We start from the raw sequence: 18,043 nt of genomic DNA on the forward strand, positions 1-18,043 counted from the left end.
AAACGCCCCTGTAAACGCGGGGCCTCAAACACGGCAAGGAGTGATGTAAGTGATTGTTTTTAAATGGAGGCGAGTACCGGAATCGAACCGGTGTACACGGATTTGCAATCCAGAAAGAGCATAAGCGAAAACAACGTCTTAAGGGTGCAAAACACCCCCTGACAAAAAGTGAACAAAAAGCGAAAGTTTCAAAGCCAAATTCGCCGGTTCAAAACGAAAAAGGCCCCGTCACAGCGGCAACTGTGAACCGGGGCCAAATAGAAAAAGCCTGTCAGCTTTCGAAGCACATTAGCACAGGCCAGCGCCGCATCGCAAACGCTCAGTCGGCTTTTTCGCGACCTCTGACCGCTGAGGTGATCCAATGAGTTGGCGCATCGCAAACGAATGCGCCGAGCGCCGCTTTGGCAGCGCCGCGCGCAAGCAGATAATCATGTTCCTGGCCGACAAGGCGAGCGATGATGGCTCGGGCATCTGGTGTTCCAAGGGGACGATCCAGCGTCACACAGAGCTCAGCGAGAGCACGGTTAAGCGTACCATCATCGACTTCCTGCGCGAAGGCATTCTGATGGAGACGGGGCGGCGGCACTGCAAGAACGGCTACACCGTCATTTACCGGATTGTTCTAGAGCGCGTGGCCGCGCTCGAACCCACTGTTGAGACGGGGGTCACTGTGAACCCCGTCCAGCCTGAACCCGGTACGGGGTCCACGGTGAACGGGGTACGGGGTTCACGGTGGACCCCAAACCATCCTAAAACCATCCATAAACCACCTACGCGCAGGCGCGAGGCGACGGAGGAGGTTGAAGATTTTGAAGCTGAGAAGATCTTGGCAGTCTATCCCGAGGACAGGATCCGAGACCGGCAGACCAGTCTGCGCCTGATCGCAGCAGCTGTGAAGGCCGGAGTGAAGCCCGATGATCTGAGGCAGGCGGTCAAAGCTTATGCCAAGGAAAGCGAGGGCTACACGCGAAGCAAGGTCTGTTTCTCCGACAATTGGTTCAAAATGCGCCGATGGGAGAAGGGGCTTGCCCAGCTACAGGCCGACCGCGAGAAGGCGCGAGAGGCCGAAGCCAAAGGACGCGCCAGCCTCGCCGAGTGGATCCACGAGCGCCATCCCTTGTGCCGCCATATCACGAACCGCCAGATCGAAGACTTGATCGCTTCAAAGCTAGTAACGCCTGAGCAGGTGCGCGCTGCGGGGCTGCAGGTGTGAGCGAAGCGGTGATCGGAGGCGATGCGGCTTGGCTCGGAAGTAAAGCTCTTCCGCTGGCAAGAGGGTTAACCAACCTCGGAAGTTCTTCAAATTGTGAACGAAGCGTTGCTTGCATTTACGTTTATTTCGTTTATTTTGATTATTGCGAATGGGGCGCAAGATCCCGTCGCGTGAAAAGGAGAGAACCCATGATGATGCAAGCAAAAGAAGCGTTCGCAGAACGTTTGCCGGATCAGGTTGAAATTGAAAATGCTGACAGTCTTCGCCGTATCCTTGCCTCGCAAGTGAATGGTGATGAGGCCGTTGAGCTGAGCCTAGCACTCGGTGAGAAGCAGATCGAACCGGTGACCTTGGCCCCAGCCCTCGCTGCATCCTTGATGGAGTTGTTGCGGTTGGTGTCAAGCGGCAGAGGGTTCCGGATGATCCCTGTGGATGCAGAGTTGACCACTCAGCAAGCGGCCGATTTGTTGAATGTGTCGCGCCCACACCTCGTGAAGCTTCTAGAAGAGGGTGAAATCGCCTTCTTCAAAACAGGTCGGCATCGCCGTGTGAAAGCAGCAGATCTGTTTGAATACAAAAAGAAACGCGACATTGATCGCTCTGACGCATTGTCTGACCTCGCGGCAATGGACATGGAGAACGATCTTTTATGAGTGACTATGCCGACCGTTTCACGGCACTGATTGACGCTAATGTTCTGGCGTGCGCGATGCGCAGAAACATAATCTTGTCGCTGGCCGAGGCCGGATTTTTTCGGCCCCGGTGGAGCGATAGGATTATGGATGAGACTGCCGGTGCAATAGCCAAGATTACGAAGGGCGGGGCTGACACTAACAAGCAGCGTTCCGCTATGGAGCGCGCTTTCCCCGAAGCGTGCGTTACTGGGTATACTGGTCTTGAAGCCGGTCTGCAGTTGCCGGATCCTGATGACCGCCATGTTCTTGCTGCAGCGATCACAACATCCGCTCAGGTAATTGTGACAGAAAACCTTAAGGATTTCCCAAGCGAAGCACTCGTCCCTTTTGACATCGATGCAATCTCGGCCGACGAGTTTATTTCTGATGCAATCGAACTTGACTCACTCGCAGCTGTAGTTGCCCTGCGTAAAATGCGTGAGCGGTTCAAAAATCCTGATATGGACGCCGAAGCATTATTGCAGCGGATCAAGGCTCGAGAGCTATTTCAAACCGCTGAAATTTTGCACGAATACGTAGAGCTACTTTAGGCTTATGTGGCGGTAGATCGCACTGGAGACGGTCTCCAGCGAACACATTGATATCTATCTACGCTCTACAATCTGTTGCACGATAGGATGCATCCATGCAGGGACGTGTCTGCTTTGCTTAACCAATAGCTTCCGATCATTGTCGTCCAGTGCGCGTGCAATCTGGTCGACGATTTGACTGTCCACATGGTCCTTGCCGACATAACGCAAAGCCTGGAAGACAACCCCAGTCTTATGCCCTGCGCCGACCAATGTTTTGGGAGATGCTTTTCGAAATTGTATGACTTGCCGTCCAACCTTCTTGGTGCGGGTTGGGCCGTCGGTCATATAGGTCGGCTTGGATGGTACCTGAGTGGAAAGGCCCAACTGATTGGCAGCCATCGAAGGAGAAGGTTGCAAGATCTGTCCGTCCTTTCGAGCAACAGCCTTTGCTATGTCATCGGCGGAAGGCGACAAAAACCCGAAGCGCGGGCTCTTCTTCGGGTAGTCATACAGCCCCCGCGCCAGTCGCCGGATCACACCCTGATCAGCAAGGCGTGACAGGGCCTGATCTACGCTTGCGCGGGATCCGATGTCGAGAAAATCGGTCGGGGCAAAGATTGCGCCGCGACCTTTTCCGATGATGCGTTGCTTGATGTTTGACGTAGTCATATTCGAACTCCTTGTCAGAAAAAATGGTATGTTTTTCTGAAAGTCAACGGACCATGGAACAACCCCTCGGTAGGTGCAACTGGCATAGGGCAAAAAGGAGAACTGGTGCGAAATTTACGCTACAGCGCAAAAATGGGAAAATTACGCTGCAGCGTAAATTGTCCTGGGCTAGACTGCTGCGTTTATGATCGTTAGGTCATAGAGAGGAATTATGATCTAGGCATCATAGGTGGCGCCGGAGGTAGGCTTGCAGAACTTCGTTCGAATTCCCCGAGATCTTGGACATGCGATCCGTCAGGCTCGTCGAGAGAAAAACTTGACGCAGGCCGATCTCGCCACGCGCAGCGGTGTTTGGCAGGAAACGATATCAAAAGTTGAGGCCGGGCGGGGCGGTACACGGCTCGACACGATCCTGGCGCTGCTGGCAGCCCTCGAACTAGAGCTTTTTGTAAGAACACGCAGCAAGGGCTCTGCATCTGATTTTGACAACATATTCGAATGAAATTCTGCAGTGCCGGAGTGACAGCCGTTAAGCCGCAGCGGTTACTTTAAGTTCCTCGGCTCTTGCGACGCAGCATGACGAGACCGTTCAGTTTGTGAGTGCCAAACTCAGATCGTCAACGCCGTGTTTCTGATTGCTGAACATAAGCGGGCAGCCGGAGCAGACGCGGGGCAAGCCCCGCTTCAACAAGAAACTTCCCTTGCGCCAGCGCATTCCTCGCGAGGCAAGTTTCTCGCTGACAGCCCCTTGGTGCCAGCTTTGGTCATGTTCATCGAAACACTCAAAGTGAGGATCAAAAAATGGCTACTCAAACTCTGAAACTGAACGTCAAATCCGGCGAAAAAGACGGCAAGAACTTCTGGGACCGCTGCGGCGTCCTCTTCGTCAACACTGACGACAGCGGCAACATCACGTCGATCAACGTCAAACACAGCATGTTTCCCGACGTCGAAATGGTCGCCTTCCCGCGCCGGGATGAAGATCCGGTTACCGAGTGACCTTAGCGCCAGGGCGGAGTCACCGCCCTGGGACGCAGCCCTGGAGCTGCTTCGCGCTGAACTCGACGACCTCAAGCAAGCCAAGCTTGCCGCTTCTCCTCCTTTCAACTATTTTCAACCCAAATCCCTCAGAGAGGACATTTTCGAAATGCCCAACGAAGACATTTTGACCGTGAAAGAGCTCGCTGAGTATCTCAAGATCGCTGAGAAAACGGCATATCGGTTCGCATCTGAGGGCAAGGTTCCCGGGTTCAAGGTGGGAAGTGCATGGCGATTTCGCAAAAGCGAGATCGACCGCTGGATTGCCGAGCAGGAACAAAAACAAGAAGGGGAGCAAAAATGACCGGGCAACAACAGGCTGAGGCATTGCGCCGAGAAATCTGGAGCATCGCAAACCGTGTTCGTGGTGCTGTCGACGGCTGGGACTTCAAGCAGTTCGTCCTGGGCGCGTTGTTCTATCGTTTCATCAGCGAGAACTTCACCAACTACATCGAAGGTGGCGACGACAGCATCAACTATGCGGGCATGGCCGACGCAGACATCCCCGATGAAGCCAAAGTCGACGCAGTGAAGACCAAGGGCTACTTCATATACCCCAGCCAACTCTTTCAAAACGTGGTGAAAACCGCGAGCAAGAACGACAGTCTGAACACGGACCTTGCCGAGATCTTTTCGGCGATCGAGGCTTCGGCCAGTGGCTACCCGTCCGAGCAGGACATCAATGGCCTCTTTGCTGATTTCGACACCACCAGCAACCGCCTGGGCAGCACTGTTAAACAGAAGAACGAAAGACTGGCTGAGGTCCTCAAAGGCGTGGCTGGCCTGCCGTTGAAGTTCGATGATAACGAAGGCGACTTGTTCGGCGACGCCTATGAGTTCTTGATCTCGAACTACGCCGCCAACGCGGGCAAATCAGGTGGCGAGTTCTTCACGCCGACCCATGTGTCCAAGCTCATCGCCAAACTGGCCATGCACAAGCAGACCAGCGTCAACAAGATCTATGATCCGGCGGCCGGGTCAGGTTCGCTGCTTTTGCAGGCCAAGGACGAGTTTGAGAAGCACATCATCGAAGACGGCTTCTTCGGGCAGGAAATCAACTACACCACTTACAACCTCGCCCGCATGAACATGTTCCTGCACAACATCAACTACGACAAGTTCAACATCCAGTACGGCAACACGCTCGAGGATCCGCACTTCCAGGATGACAAACCCTTTGACGCCATCGTGTCGAACCCGCCCTATTCGGTGAAGTGGAAGGGTGCGGATGACCCGACGCTGATCAACGATGACCGCTTTGCCCCGGCAGGCGTGCTGGCCCCGAAGTCGAAGGCCGATTTTGCCTTTGTCCTTCATGCGCTGCACTACCTGTCAGCCAAGGGACGGGCCGCGATTGTTTGCTTCCCTGGTATCTTTTACCGTGGTGGGGCAGAGCAGAAGATCCGCAAGTATCTGGTCGACAACAACTTCGTTGAAACGGTGATCGCCCTGGCGCCGAACCTGTTTTTCGGCACTTCCATCGCGGTGTACATACTGGTTCTGGCCAAGAATAAGACCGATACAGGCGTCCAGTTCATCGATGCGACGGGCGAGGAATTTTTCCGAAAAGGCACGAACAACAACTTCATGGAAGATCGGCATATTGGGCGGATCATGGAGTTGTTTGACAACAAGAAAAACGTGTCCCATGTCGCCGAAACTGTACCTTACGACAGGATTGTAGAGAAAGACTACAACCTTTCCGTCAGCGCCTATGTCGAGCCCAAAGACACCCGCGAAGTCGTCGAAATTGCCAAGCTGAATGCCGATATTAAAACCACTGTCGCCAGGATCGACCAGCTGCGTGCGGACATCGACGCGATCGTTGCGGAGATCGAGGCATGAACGATCGGAGCTTTCTGGAAAAGCTGCTGGATGGTGCTTCAGTGGTGTCGAGACCGCTTGAAGACACGGTCCATATTCAACGCGGAAAGCGGCTCGTAAAAAGCCAGCTAGAAGAAAGCGGCGCTTTCGCTGTCTACCAGAACAGCATGACGCCCTTGGGTTATTACCATGAGCCCAACGTTCAACCGGATTCCGCGTTCATTGTTTGTGCAGGGGCGGCCGGCGAAATAGGTTACAGTGAGTCGGCGTTCTGGGCGGCTGATGATGTTCATTTTTTTGAGCCCCCCGACACAGTATTGAGCAAGTATCTCTATCATTGGCTGCTAACTCAACAGCCGAAGATCCGCGCACAAGTACGCAGGGCAAGTATTCCGCGTTTGTCAAAGTCAGTTGTTGCAGGTCTTAACTTTCCAATCCCTTGCCCTGAAGAACCAGAGAAATCACTTGCGATCCAAGCGGAGATTGTTCGGATTCTGGACAGTTTCACCGAGCTGACAGCCGAGCTGACAGCCGAGCTTAAGGCCCGCAAACAACAATACAACTACTACCGAGACGAACTTCTAAGCCACCCTTCGGGAAACATGGCCTGGAAGCCGCTGGGATGGGTTGGTGAAGTGCGCATGTGTAAGCGGGTGATGAAGAACCAAACATCGGCCGACGGAGATATCCCGTTCTTCAAAATCGGAACCTTTGGCAGAGAGCCCAATGCCTTCATCTCCAGAGAGCTGTTCGAGGAGTTCAAAAGAAAATACAGTTACCCAAAGGTGGGCGAAGTTCTGATTTCCGCCAGTGGGACGATCGGCCGGTCCGTGGTCTTCGATGGGGAAGAAGCCTATTTCCAAGATAGCAATATCGTTTGGCTCGAAAATGATGAAAGCAAGGTTCTGAACAAGTACCTGTTTTACTTCTACCAGATTGCAAAATGGCACGTGTCCGACGGCGGTGTGATCAAGCGGTTATACAATGACAACATCAAGAAGACCTTGATCGCTGTGCCTTATCCAGACGACCCCGAAAAGTCCCTTGAGGAGCAAGCGCGCATCGTTGCTATCCTGGACAAATTCGACACGTTGACCACCTCGCTCAGTGAAGGCCTGCCGCGTGAAATCAAGTTGCGTCAGCAGCAGTATGAATACTACCGCGACCTGCTCTTGAGCTTCCCCAAACCCGAGGAGGCCGCATAAATGGGCCAGACCCTCGAGGAGATCGCCCAGCAGCTGCACGCAGCCAACAAGAAGGTTCAGTTGATCTATGCCTTCAATGGGACCGGGAAGACCCGCCTGTCTCGCGTAATGAAGAACGAGATCGCCCCGAAGAATCCTGAGGATGATGAACCTGTCCCGGCAAGGCGGAAGTTTCTATACTACAGTGCTTTCACTGAGGATTTGTTCGTCTGGGACAATGATACCGAAGGCGACGAAGACCGAAAAATCCGCATTCAGCCAAATACGTTCATCGATTGGATCTTGAGGGATAGAGGGCAAGAATTAAACATCATCAATAACTTCCAGCATTACACTAGCCGCAGTATCACACCATCCTTCCCCCCTGAAACGGTTGTCAGAGAATTTGAGGGAAGACGAACCAACGTTTTAACCTTCCCCGAAATTCGGTTTGCGTACACTGGTGGAGACAATATCGAGAACAACGTCAAAATCTCCAAGGGGGAGGAAAACAACCTTATCTGGAGCGTTTTCTATACATTGTTGCAGGAGGTCATTGCGCTCAGAAAAGAGCCTGATCCGTCTCAACGTGATGACAACGAATATGATGATCTAGAGTACGTGTTTATTGATGACCCGGTCAGTTCGCTTGACGAAAATCACTTGATCGAACTGGCGATTGACTTGGCGGGCTTGATCTCGTCCAGCCGTTTTGAGAACGGCGATGGGGTTCGATATGTCGTCACCACCCACAACCCGCTATTCTTTAACGTGTTGTGCAAGGAACTGAGCGGAGCAGCGCGCTACCTCCTGAAGCGCAACGTGGCGGGTCAATTCCTTCTCGAGCCGAAGAATGGCGCGGCCAATAAGAGTTTTTCTTACCATCATCATCTGATCAGTATTCTTCGAGATGCCATCGATCAGGACGGTGTCCAGAAGTACCACTTCAATCTGCTACGAAATCTCTATGAGAAGACCGCGAATTTTCTGGGCTACGAGCATTGGACGAAGCTCCTTTCAACTGCGCCAGAAGGTCGAGCTGATTATCTTAAGAAACTGACAAACCACTATAGCCACCGCGAACTTGCCTTCGAAGAGGTCGCAGACCCGACGGAGAAGCAAAAGGAAGACGTGGCGGTATTACTGGACAATTTGATTAACAATTACGGCTATTGGCAACAGGATGAACAAAATGGTTGAGAAGACGAAAACCATCGCGGAAACGAAGAACTTCATCGTCCTCGACAAGTACACCAAGGAGTGGGATGCCGCCGATCGCTACCAGAGCGAAGACGATCTGGAACGCGAATTGGTGCAGGATCTGGTCAATCAGGGCTATGAGTTCCTACCTGCTCTGACGACCCCAGATGCCATGCTTGCCAATGTCCGCGTGCAGCTGGAGCAGTTGAACAACGTCACGTTTTCAGATGATGAATGGAAGCGTTTTGTCGAGACCTACCTCGACAAGCCAAGCGACAACATCGTCGACAAAACCCGCAAAATCCACGACGACGACATCCACGATTTCGTCTTTGATGACGGGCGCATCCAGAACATTTACCTCTTCGACAAGAAGAACATGGCTCGCAATAAGCTGCAGGTTATTAAGCAGTTCGAGCAGGTCGGTACGCACGCCAATCGCTATGACGTGACGATCTTGGTCAACGGTTTGCCATTGGTTCAGATCGAGCTAAAAAAGCGCGGCGTGGCGATCCGGGAGGCCTTCAATCAGATTCACCGCTACAGCAAGGAAAGCTTCAACAGCGAGCATTCCCTATTCAAGTTTCTGCAGCTCTTCGTGATTTCAAACGGCACCGACACCCGGTATTTCGCCAACACGACCAAGCGTGACAAGAACAGCTTCGACTTTACCATGAACTGGGCGAAGTCCGACAATGAGCTGATCAAAGATCTCAAGGATTTCACCGCAACTTTCCTTCAGAAGCGTACGCTGCTGAACGTTCTGTTGCAGTATTCCGTTTTCGACGTCAGCGACACGTTGCTGATCATGCGGCCTTACCAGATTGCAGCGACTGAACGCATCCTTTGGAAGATCAAGAGCTCATATGAAGCCAAAAACTGGAGGAAGCCTGAGGGCGGTGGTTTCATCTGGCACACCACAGGGTCCGGCAAAACGTTGACGAGTTTCAAGGCGGCACGGTTGGCAACCGAGCTGGATTTCATCGATAAAGTCTTCTTCGTCGTGGACCGCAAGGACCTCGATTACCAGACCATGAAGGAATACCAGAGGTTCTCCCCTGACAGTGTAAACGGTTCCGACAGCACGGCTGGGTTGAAGCGCAACTTAGGCAAGGACGATAACAGAATCATCGTCACAACGATCCAAAAGCTGAACAACCTGATGAAGTCGGAGGGTGACCTGCCGGTATATGACCAGCAGGTGGTCTTCATTTTCGATGAATGTCATCGCAGCCAGTTTGGCGAGGCTCAGAAGAATCTGAAGAAGAAGTTCAAACGATTTTACCAGTTTGGCTTTACCGGAACGCCGATCTTTCCTGAGAATGCGCTAGGGGCTGAAACGACCGCGGGGGTGTTTGGGCGTGAGCTGCATTCTTATGTGATCACCGATGCCATTCGCGACGAAAAAGTCCTGAAGTTCAAGGTCGACTACAACGATGTGCGTCCCCGGTTCAAAGCCATCGAGACAGAGCAAGACGAAAAGAAGCTCAGCGCGGCTGAAAACAAGCAAGCGCTACTTCATCCAGAACGTATTCGGGAAGTCTCTCAGTATATTCTGAACAACTTCCGCCAAAAAACCCACCGGATGCAAGCGGGCAGCAGTGGGTTCAATGCCATGTTTGCTGTCAGCAGTGTGGATGCCGCGAAGCTCTACTACGAAACCTTGAACGCTCTGCAGGCGGGCAGTGAAAAGCCGCTGAAGATCGCCACGATCTTCTCGTTTGCTGCCAACGAACAGCAAGATGCGATCGGTGACATTCAGGACGAGAGCTTCGATGTGTCAGCGATGAATAGCAGCGCCAAGGAGTTCCTGAGTGCCGCAGTCAAAGATTACAATTCCTTTTTCAAAACGAACTTTGGTGTCGATAGCGGTGGCTTTCAAAACTACTACCGCGATCTTGCCAGCCGGGTTCGCTCGAAAGAAATCGACTTACTTATTGTCGTCGGCATGTTCCTTACAGGCTTTGACGCGCCAACGCTAAACACCTTGTTTGTCGACAAAAACCTTCGCTTCCATGGCTTGATGCAAGCGTTTTCCAGAACCAACCGGATTTACGATGCGACCAAGACGTTCGGCAATATCGTGGCGTTCAGGGACCTTGAGCAAGCGACCGTTGATGCGATCACGCTGTTCGGTGACAAGAACACAAAGAACGTCGTGCTTGAGAAGAGCTACGACGAGTATATGAATGGTTTCGTTGATCAGGAAACCGGCGCGGCGCGACGCGGGTTCATTGATGTTGTAAAGGAGCTGACCGAGCGCTTTCCAAAGCCAGACGAGATTGTCAAAGAAGTAGATAAAAAAGAGTTCGCGAAGCTCTTTGGTGAGTATCTGAGAGTTGAGAATGTGCTCAGGAACTACGACGAATTTTCAGCATTGAAAGCCTATCAGACGCTGGATTTAACAGATCCAGCTGCCGTTGAGGAGTTCAAGAATAAGCACTATTTGAGCGACGAGGATCTACGTGACCTAGAGGCGATAGAATTGCCTTCAGACCGAGCAGTTCAAGACTATAGATCAACATACAACGACATTCGCGATTGGCTGCGGCGGGAAAAGTCTTCGGCTGAGCAAGAACAAAGTAATATTGAGTGGGACGATGTCGTTTTCGAAGTGGATCTTCTGAAATCGCAGGAGATTAACCTCGACTACATCCTTGAGCTTATCTTTGAGAAAAACAAAAAGGTGAAGAGCAAAGGGGATCTGATCGAGGATGCTCGCCGCGTCATTCGCGGCAGCCTTGGAAATCGTGCCAAAGAGAGCCTGATTGTGGACTTTATCAACCAGACTGATCTTGATCAGATTGATGATAAGGCAGGTGTGATCGATGCATTTTTCTCTTTTGCTCGGGAGGAGCAACGCAAAGAGGTAGACGAGCTTATCAAGTCGGAAGATCTAAATTCCGACGCGGCAAGGCGCTATATTTCTGCTTCCATAAAACGCGAATTTGCAAGTGAAAACGGTGCTGACCTCAATGCCATACTCCCCAAGATGAGCCCACTAAATCCTCAGTTTCGGACCAAGAAGACGACCGTATTCGAAAAGATTGCAGCTTTTGTCGAAAAATTCAAAGGTGTTGGCGGGCAGGTCTAGCCAAGACGTTCGGGTGCCCTACGATGGCTGTTTTGCTTCTGTTTGTTGCCAGTCGTGATACGTCTGTTTTGATCCCTTGACCTTCCACTCCAGGCGTCCGTTGCTGTTTCGGTCCAGGACGACAGCAGCGGCGGCTGAAGGGCTATTGAACGACCAGGGTTTTGTGAAGCGGAGTTTTTGATTGCCGTCGGCGACCAGAGTGCCGTCGGATATGAGCTTTTCCTTCAAGCTGCCGTAGCTTTGTTGGACATAGCCAGTTTCGGTCAGCGCCTCAGACCCTTCCAGTACAACGAATTCACCATCTTCCTCGACAGCGGTCGCTCTGACGCCGCTCTTGTGGCGGATCTCGAATTGCACTTCACCTGCGGTTCGTTCGTCGACTGGCTTCGCTGTCTGTGTCACCGCGCGCGGTTGTGGCTTGAGCATATCCAGTCCGATTACGGGCAGGATGATCCGCAGATTTGATAGAAACTGCTCCATGTTTGCAACGTCAGCCTCGGGCAATCGTCGCCTGCTGGTGTCCGGCTGCGTGCCGTTATCCAACGTGACGCGGCCTGCTTGGGCGGCTTGTTCTATGAGCCGCGCCTCCAGATATTCCGCGTGCCCTTTGGAAAGGTCATCGTCACTTGTCGTGATGGTGATGGCCGTTTCCCAGAAATCTCTTTTGATCGCGCTTTGCTTGATCCTCTCGGCCACGGAATTTCCGGAGCCAATATAGGTGCGGGTTACACCGGCTTTTTCGGGATCAGGACCTGATAGGATGTAGATGCCGGTCCGATCAACTTCTTCACGAGCGGTCAGGTCGCCGAAAGCTGAAGCGCCGCTTACAAAAAGGAAACCTGTCCAGCCATGGATTGTCGCTTTTCGCAGCCCAGTTGGCTTCCCGTCTACGAGAAAAAGCTGGATTGTTCGACCGAATGAGCCCTCTGATTGCACGATTTGTTCCTTGAAAACATGATTCTAAAGATTTCTTGCACATCTCAGTCTAACCACGAAATTACATGATTGTCGTCCCGTGAGGACGGCTTTTGCAAACGGACTGAACCGAGACTCAACGGGCCGATGGCCCGCTCGCCCCGATCCAGACATCATTCTTTTTGTTTGGTCCGCCCAACATCCCTGACCGTGGCGGTCAACCTTGGGTCATCCCCAAAATAAGCCACCAATTTCCCCTGTCTCGCGGGCGAGCCATTCCTCGCGGGGCAAATTGGCGTCTGATTTTGGCGCAGACATTTTCTTCGCAAATGTGGCCGATTGACAGCCCCGTTCAGGGCCGTGGGTCGGGCTTTGCCCTCTCCCACTCTGTTCCGCCGAATACATGCGTATTCGGTCAGATCAGGTGGCCGAGGCGCAGCCCATCGGCGGAAGGGGGCGCGAAGCCTCACCCGCGTCACTTTGATCGAGGAGGCCACAAATGGCACCGAAGTTTGATGTTTATGCCCATGTCACCGACACCATTATCGCAGAGATCGAGGCGGGCACGCCGCCATGGCGCAAGCCGTGGACAGGGAGCGCGTCCGGCATTGCCCTTCCGACCCGACACAATGGCGAGGAGTATCGCGGGATTAATATCCTGATGCTCTGGGTCATGGCGGCCAAGCATGGCTATGTGTCCAGCCGCTGGATGACCTACAAACAGGCGCAGGAACTGGGTGGACAGGTCCGCAAAGGCGAAACGTCGTCGACCGTGGTCAAATACGGGACGTTTACCCGAGAAAACGAATTGGGCATCGAGGAGGAGCTGCCCTATGCGCGCGCCTATCGCGTGTTTAACGCGGATCAGATCGAGGGTTTGCCGGAGGATTACTACATCCGTCCCGAGGCCCCGCGCGAACTTGGCACGGCGGAAGATCCCGAGCTTGAGGCGTTTTTCAGCAGGACGGGGGCGGAGATCCTCACCAGTGATGACCCGCGCGCCTATTACAGCCCTGCCAAAGATCACATCCACATGCCACCGATTGCCACGTTTCACAATGCGGTAGGCTATTATGGGACATTGGCCCATGAGGTGATCCATTGGACCGGCAGCGAAAAGCGGCTTGAGCGGATCAAGAAATTTGCGAACCGTGAGGCCTATGCCTTTGAAGAGCTGGTGGCGGAAATCGGTGCTTGTTTCCTTGGTGCTCAGATTGGCGTCGCGCCGGAATTCGACCAAAGCGCCGCTTATGTTGAAGGGTGGTTGAAAGCTCTCAAAGAGGACAAGCGGGCGATTTTCCGCGCGGCGTCCGAGGCGCAGAAGGCAGCCGATTTTGTTTTAGCAGCAGCAGGTCAATCGAAAGCGGCCGCAGCATGAGCGGCCCCGCAATCCTACCCCCGATGACGTGCCGCAAATGCGGCGCGTCAAATCCGGTGATCTTTCTTGCGCCGGTCATCGTGAAAGGCAGTGGCACTTGTATTTGCTTGGACTGCGCAGAGGCGCGCAAATGGCTGGATCCGGACGGCAACTTGAAAGCCGGTGTTGAGCTTTGAGCACCTGCGCCCCGCCTCACGTGGCGGGGCGCAGGCCTCGGGGGATGAAATGAGAAATTGTGGCCGGTGCTGCTGCGCACGGGCCGCCCTGAGAAACGGACTGTGCGGAGGATCGACCGGCTTTCAGCCCGCTCACCTCCTTCAGGCTTCTTTAAATTTGATTGGTCCGCCCAACATCCCTGTCGTGTCCCGTCAATGGGCAAGCGCCGCGCGGGCGCGTCGTCAAAGTCTGCAACCCGTGTCCTCGCGCGGGGCGCGCTGCGGGCCGCGCCAATTGCTGGCTTTGACCCATTGACTGGCCGCTCCTGGGCCGTGGGTCGGGCTGTGCCCCCACCCACTCTGTTCCGCCGAATACATGCGTATTCGGTCAGATCAGATTGGCCGGTGTGCAGCCCATCGGCGGAAGGGGGCGCAAGCCCCAACCGCAGCACCCAAGAGGAGGCCACAAATGGCTCACAAATATCAGCCCCCGAAATTCTGGACCTGCGACTGTGATCGCGCGACCGGCGGTCACATCATCGACGGGCTTTATAGCACCTGCGTCTATTGCGGGAAGCATCGGCACGAGCTGAAGGAAATCGTTGTTCCGTCGGGTTTGGGCGGCGTGTTCTGCGTCGAGATCCTCAGCGTCGAGGATGATTGCGCCAAGGTGAAGGTGGTCAAAAGCTCGAACGGCTTTGACGCGCTACCGTCCTTCACTGTGTCGTTCAAAGACATCACGCCGCGTTGGAAACACAAGGCGGGAGAAATCCGATGATCCCCGACTATCACAGCGATGATTTTGCGACTGCGCGTCTGGAAGATACCGTCAGCTTGCGCAGCGCCGCCCGTGAGGCCCGCGCCACGCTTTACGCGGTGTTGAACCGGCTGGAACTGAACGATCTGGACGGTGAGGAGCAGCCCTATATCGACGATTGTCTTGGGGCTCTCGCAATCCTTGAGGAGGCGTTGCGATGACCTTGGAAGACATCAAAGCAGCAATGGACGCGGGCAACCGCGTTCATTGGGTCAACAGCGGGTATGTGGTGACGCGTGATCGCCTTGGGCAATTCCTCATCACATTCACGCGGAACGGGTCGGCTATCGGTTTGACCAATCGGAATGGCACCCGTCTGAACGGCGAGCCTGACGAATTTTTCATCGGGGAAAGTGCAAAGGTTTGCCATGAAATACTCTGACATCAGGCAGGCGGCCCGAGAGGGTCGCGCCAGTGTGCACCTACATGGGTTTTGCAATCTGCCCGACGGCGGTCAGGAGTATTGTGATGATCCAGCACTGATTGATGGCTGGGCGATCTATGTCCGAGTTGAGACACCGAACGATCCTCAGCAACCCTTTGATCTGCACGAGCTGCCCGATCATCAAACCTATACCAGCGCCGAAGGCGCGGCCCGCGCAATAGCACTGCAATTGCTTGGTGATGCTGAGGCATGGAACCACGATTAGTGGTGCCATGCCTTGCGCCAGTGGCCGGGCTCTGCCCGGCGGTCGCAGCCTATGGCTGCTCCAAACGGAATACAGGTAGTTGATGCAATATTATAATATTGAATCAATTATGGCGAAATGCCATAACAGGGCTGCCTGTATGATGCTGGCAAGAAATAGGGGTGATTACTTCACATGGGCCGACCACGCGCACCACGGCACAAGCGACTGACGCAGAACCAGCGTTTTGCCATCGTGCGCAAGCGTACCGAAGGGGTGCCGATCGAGGATCTGGCCCGCGAATTCGGCGTCACGACCCGCAGCATCTTCTACACGTTGAAGGCCGATCAAAGTCGCAAGTTGGATGCCCGCGTGCGCTCTGAGCTGGTGAATGTCCGGCTCACGCCAAAGGAGCTTGCGGGCTTCGATGCCGTGCTGACGCGGCATGATATTGCCAGCCGTGCCGAGGGGCTGCGGCGGCTGATCCATGCGTCGAACGATCTGTTTGTTCCCGATGATGAACTAGTGAACCAGATGCAGGGGCTCTCTGCCTCACTCAATCGCACCGGCAACAATATCAACCAAATTGCGCAGCGCCTGAACGAGGCCAAGCGCCAGGGCAAGACGCCGCCCTATGGCAATTCCGCCCATGCTCAGGTCCGCGCTTTGGCCGAGCTGATCTTCGACATCGCTGACCAGGTTCAAGACATGGCGCAGCGCCGACGTAGCGCACTTTCGGGTGAGGTTGCCCGCGTTCTGGGAGGCTTTGCCGATGGCTCGGAATAGTGCCATTGCCGCCGCGCAGGAGGCCTTCTTCGATCGCGACTGGAGCCGCATTCGCGGAAGTGTGCCGCGAGCCCGCGCCAAGCAGATGGCACGCGCGGCCATGGGTCATTCACCCGCCATCTTCAAAGCCATTCGCGATGGCGGCACGCACAACAAAGCGCAGCTGCGCAACCAGCTGGAATACCTGACCACAAAGTCGAGCTTCATCATCGACAGCCGTGGCACCTATGACGGCCAGAGCGTTCTGTCAGCCAAAGAGATCGAACAGGTCACGCACCGGTTTTCAGCGCAGTGGAGTGAGGGGTTTCATCCCAAGCTGGGGCACACTTCGCATCTGTTGATGGCCTTCCCGATTGGCACGCATGGCGAGGATGTCGCCGAGATCACGCGCGAGATTTGCGAGCGTTTCTTTCAGGGCGAAGGCAGCCACTTCGACTACATCGCAGCCGTGCATGAGGACCGGGATCACCCGCACGCGCATATCGTCCTGAACCGGCGCAGCAAGGACGGTGAATTCTTCTTTCTGAAAGAAGGGCACCATTTCAACTACGACAGTTTTCGCGAAGCGATGGTGGAGGTGTCGGACCGCTATGGGCTGCGGCTTGAGGCGACGCGAAAGCTGGAGCGAGGGATCACGACGAAGAGGCCAAGCGATGCAGACCAGCGCCGCGCAGAAGCCACGGGGCAGAAGCTGACCGAGCGTGAGCGCGTGGGGCCGGAGCTTGACCGTGCCTTGGCTGAGGTGGCGCAGAACGCGCGGCTTTATCGCGGCTTAGCGGCCGAGGCCTCGCGCGAGAACCAGCATGACATTGCAGCAGCCTTGGACAAGGCCGCGACGCTATTGGAGCAGGGCAAACCGATTGAAGCAGATGGAAAGGTATATGGCATGGCCGAAGAACAGCATTCGTTTGATGAGGTCGTGGATGCCTTTCACGACAAGATCAACCAAGCCGAGCGCATTGTGGCGGACGCCCCGGTGGAGCGGCGTGCGGCGCTGGAGCATGAGCTGAACGACATCTATCGCTCTTTGTCACATCTGAGTCCTATGGGAACGCAGTCCCACACGTTGCTCGAAGACGCGTCCAAAAGTGGGATCTATTCAGCTGCGAATATACGGGCTGAGGCCCAAGGCGCTTTGCAGAATCCAGCTCTGGCAGAACGTCTTCAGCAGGCTTTGAACGGCACCGGAATTGACGCGCAAGAGGTGACGCGCCGGGTTGAAATCGGCGCGGGCAATGCCGCGCTCGAGCGGCAATGGCTTGGACAGGATTTGAATGCGATTGCCGAAAAGGAAGGCTTTGACCTGTCACGCGCCGATGAGTTGGAGAAGGCGATCGACCGCCTTGACCAGGTGCACAGTGATCTGGGCCGTGTGTTGGCAGATGCCGAGGTTCTTAAAGACAGTGGGACGGTGGAGACCGACCGGCAGGAAGCCATCATCGACCGGCTGCCGCCGACCACTGCAGAAATCCTGATTCGTATGAGGGACGATCCAACCGTAGATCCATTCCGAAACGATCAGGAACGCGAGACCTTGCGTGCTGAGATGGAGGAACTGGTCAGTGAAGAGGGCACCCCGGACTTGGCGATTGGCGATGAGACCGCTCTGGAGGAACATATCGAAGACCGCCTGGACCGGCTCTATGCGGCTAAGGCTTATCTGCAGAGCGATGCCGCTCTGGCGAACAGCGTGGCGATCGAGCACGTCCTCGATGAGATCGCCAATGAAGAAATTGATGTTCAACGCGAGCGGCATGTCGATAGCGATGGCGAAAAGGGCGTGACGCATGGGTAAGGCGCGGATCGCACTTGGCGTCATGTGCTTTGCTCTTCTGGGCGCGGTGCTAGGGTATGTTCTGGCGTCGGCCTTTCTGACGTTCCGCTGGTTCGGGGTTGGGGCGGATATCGATTTCCTGATGCTGGCACGCAGCTAT

General features: G+C 54.5%; 18 protein-coding genes and 1 pseudogene. 17 read left to right on the forward strand and 2 right to left on the reverse strand.

All coding sequences use genetic code 11. The features are described 5' to 3' along the window. The first annotated feature begins 361 nt into the window (after positions 1-361). The 3 genes from AC2FNJ_RS19130 to AC2FNJ_RS19140 all read left to right on the forward strand — a co-directional run bounded on the left by AC2FNJ_RS19130 (position 362) and on the right by AC2FNJ_RS19140 (position 2,438). Positions 362-1,213, forward strand: a complete 852-nt coding sequence (locus tag AC2FNJ_RS19130) for a hypothetical protein (protein WP_424930762.1) — start codon at positions 362-364, stop codon at positions 1,211-1,213. A gap of 188 nt (positions 1,214-1,401) precedes the next feature. Then, a complete protein-coding gene (locus AC2FNJ_RS19135) occupies positions 1,402-1,866 on the forward strand; it encodes a helix-turn-helix domain-containing protein (protein ID WP_496766557.1) in 465 nt (154 codons plus the stop codon). After that, positions 1,863-2,438, forward strand: coding sequence for a PIN domain-containing protein (locus AC2FNJ_RS19140; protein WP_259938030.1), 576 nt, complete (start codon positions 1,863-1,865; stop codon positions 2,436-2,438). The genes AC2FNJ_RS19135 and AC2FNJ_RS19140 overlap by 4 nt, the downstream gene beginning before the upstream one ends. A 54-nt stretch (positions 2,439-2,492) precedes the next feature. Here the strand turns inward: AC2FNJ_RS19140 and AC2FNJ_RS19145 are convergent, their stop codons facing one another. Then, positions 2,493-3,089, reverse strand: coding sequence for a DUF6088 family protein (locus tag AC2FNJ_RS19145; RefSeq protein WP_234170492.1), 597 nt, complete (start codon positions 3,087-3,089; stop codon positions 2,493-2,495). A 247-nt stretch (positions 3,090-3,336) separates the two neighbouring features. Between AC2FNJ_RS19145 and AC2FNJ_RS19150 the strand changes: the two genes are divergently transcribed. The 7 genes from AC2FNJ_RS19150 (at position 3,337) to AC2FNJ_RS19180 (ending at position 11,429) form a co-directional block, all read left to right on the forward strand. Then, positions 3,337-3,591 (forward strand): helix-turn-helix domain-containing protein, encoded by a 255-nt coding sequence (locus AC2FNJ_RS19150; protein WP_234170493.1) that lies wholly within the window; start codon positions 3,337-3,339, stop codon positions 3,589-3,591. 299 nt (positions 3,592-3,890) lie between these two features. Further along, positions 3,891-4,088 (forward strand): hypothetical protein, encoded by a 198-nt coding sequence (locus tag AC2FNJ_RS19155; RefSeq protein WP_035262952.1) that lies wholly within the window; start codon positions 3,891-3,893, stop codon positions 4,086-4,088. Further along, entirely contained in the window at positions 4,066-4,431 is a 366-nt protein-coding gene (locus AC2FNJ_RS19160; RefSeq protein WP_235789764.1) for a helix-turn-helix domain-containing protein, read from the forward strand. Before AC2FNJ_RS19155 ends, AC2FNJ_RS19160 begins: the two co-directional genes overlap by 23 nt. Then, entirely contained in the window at positions 4,428-5,972 is a 1,545-nt protein-coding gene (locus AC2FNJ_RS19165; protein WP_234170494.1) for a type I restriction-modification system subunit M, read from the forward strand. Before AC2FNJ_RS19160 ends, AC2FNJ_RS19165 begins: the two co-directional genes overlap by 4 nt. Then, complete coding sequence (locus AC2FNJ_RS19170) at positions 5,969-7,156, forward strand: restriction endonuclease subunit S (RefSeq protein WP_234170495.1); 1,188 nt, start codon at positions 5,969-5,971, stop codon at positions 7,154-7,156. Before AC2FNJ_RS19165 ends, AC2FNJ_RS19170 begins: the two co-directional genes overlap by 4 nt. Further along, on the forward strand, positions 7,157-8,335 hold the full coding sequence (locus tag AC2FNJ_RS19175) for an ATP-binding protein (RefSeq protein WP_234170496.1): 1,179 nt from the start codon (positions 7,157-7,159) through the stop codon (positions 8,333-8,335). It abuts the gene before it with no gap. Continuing rightward, on the forward strand, positions 8,328-11,429 hold the full coding sequence (locus tag AC2FNJ_RS19180; protein WP_424928132.1) for a type I restriction endonuclease subunit R: 3,102 nt from the start codon (positions 8,328-8,330) through the stop codon (positions 11,427-11,429). The genes AC2FNJ_RS19175 and AC2FNJ_RS19180 overlap by 8 nt, the downstream gene beginning before the upstream one ends. Before the next feature lie 18 nt (positions 11,430-11,447). Here AC2FNJ_RS19180 and AC2FNJ_RS19185 read toward each other — a convergent pair whose 3' ends face one another. Beyond that, on the reverse strand, positions 11,448-12,365 hold the full coding sequence (locus AC2FNJ_RS19185) for a GIY-YIG nuclease family protein (RefSeq protein WP_424928133.1): 918 nt from the start codon (positions 12,363-12,365) through the stop codon (positions 11,448-11,450). A 478-nt stretch (positions 12,366-12,843) separates the two neighbouring features. On the opposite strand from AC2FNJ_RS19185, the gene AC2FNJ_RS19190 reads away from it, so the two are divergent. The 7 genes and pseudogenes from AC2FNJ_RS19190 (at position 12,844) to AC2FNJ_RS19220 (ending at position 17,904) form a co-directional block, all read left to right on the forward strand. Further along, positions 12,844-13,722: an ArdC family protein gene (locus AC2FNJ_RS19190; RefSeq protein ID WP_234170499.1), complete on the forward strand. Its 879-nt coding sequence runs from the start codon at positions 12,844-12,846 to the stop codon at positions 13,720-13,722. Between the two features lie 624 nt (positions 13,723-14,346). Next, positions 14,347-14,655, forward strand: coding sequence for a hypothetical protein (locus AC2FNJ_RS19195; protein ID WP_234170500.1), 309 nt, complete (start codon positions 14,347-14,349; stop codon positions 14,653-14,655). Next, complete coding sequence (locus AC2FNJ_RS19200) at positions 14,652-14,855, forward strand: hypothetical protein (protein ID WP_025060004.1); 204 nt, start codon at positions 14,652-14,654, stop codon at positions 14,853-14,855. Before AC2FNJ_RS19195 ends, AC2FNJ_RS19200 begins: the two co-directional genes overlap by 4 nt. Continuing rightward, positions 14,852-15,049 (forward strand): annotated as a pseudogene (locus AC2FNJ_RS19205) (hypothetical protein); the annotation flags it as partial. The gene AC2FNJ_RS19200 and the pseudogene AC2FNJ_RS19205, both read left to right, overlap by 4 nt. Before the next feature lie 13 nt (positions 15,050-15,062). Further along, complete coding sequence (locus AC2FNJ_RS19210; protein ID WP_234170501.1) at positions 15,063-15,344, forward strand: hypothetical protein; 282 nt, start codon at positions 15,063-15,065, stop codon at positions 15,342-15,344. Positions 15,345-15,518: 174 nt separating this feature from the next. After that, a complete protein-coding gene (locus tag AC2FNJ_RS19215; protein ID WP_424928134.1) occupies positions 15,519-16,109 on the forward strand; it encodes a hypothetical protein in 591 nt (196 codons plus the stop codon). Beyond that, a complete protein-coding gene (locus AC2FNJ_RS19220; protein WP_424928135.1) occupies positions 16,096-17,904 on the forward strand; it encodes a relaxase/mobilization nuclease domain-containing protein in 1,809 nt (602 codons plus the stop codon). The genes AC2FNJ_RS19215 and AC2FNJ_RS19220 overlap by 14 nt, the downstream gene beginning before the upstream one ends. Positions 17,905-18,043: the final 139 nt, after the last annotated feature.

This window comes from Ruegeria sp. BHSB196, from assembly GCF_059613135.1.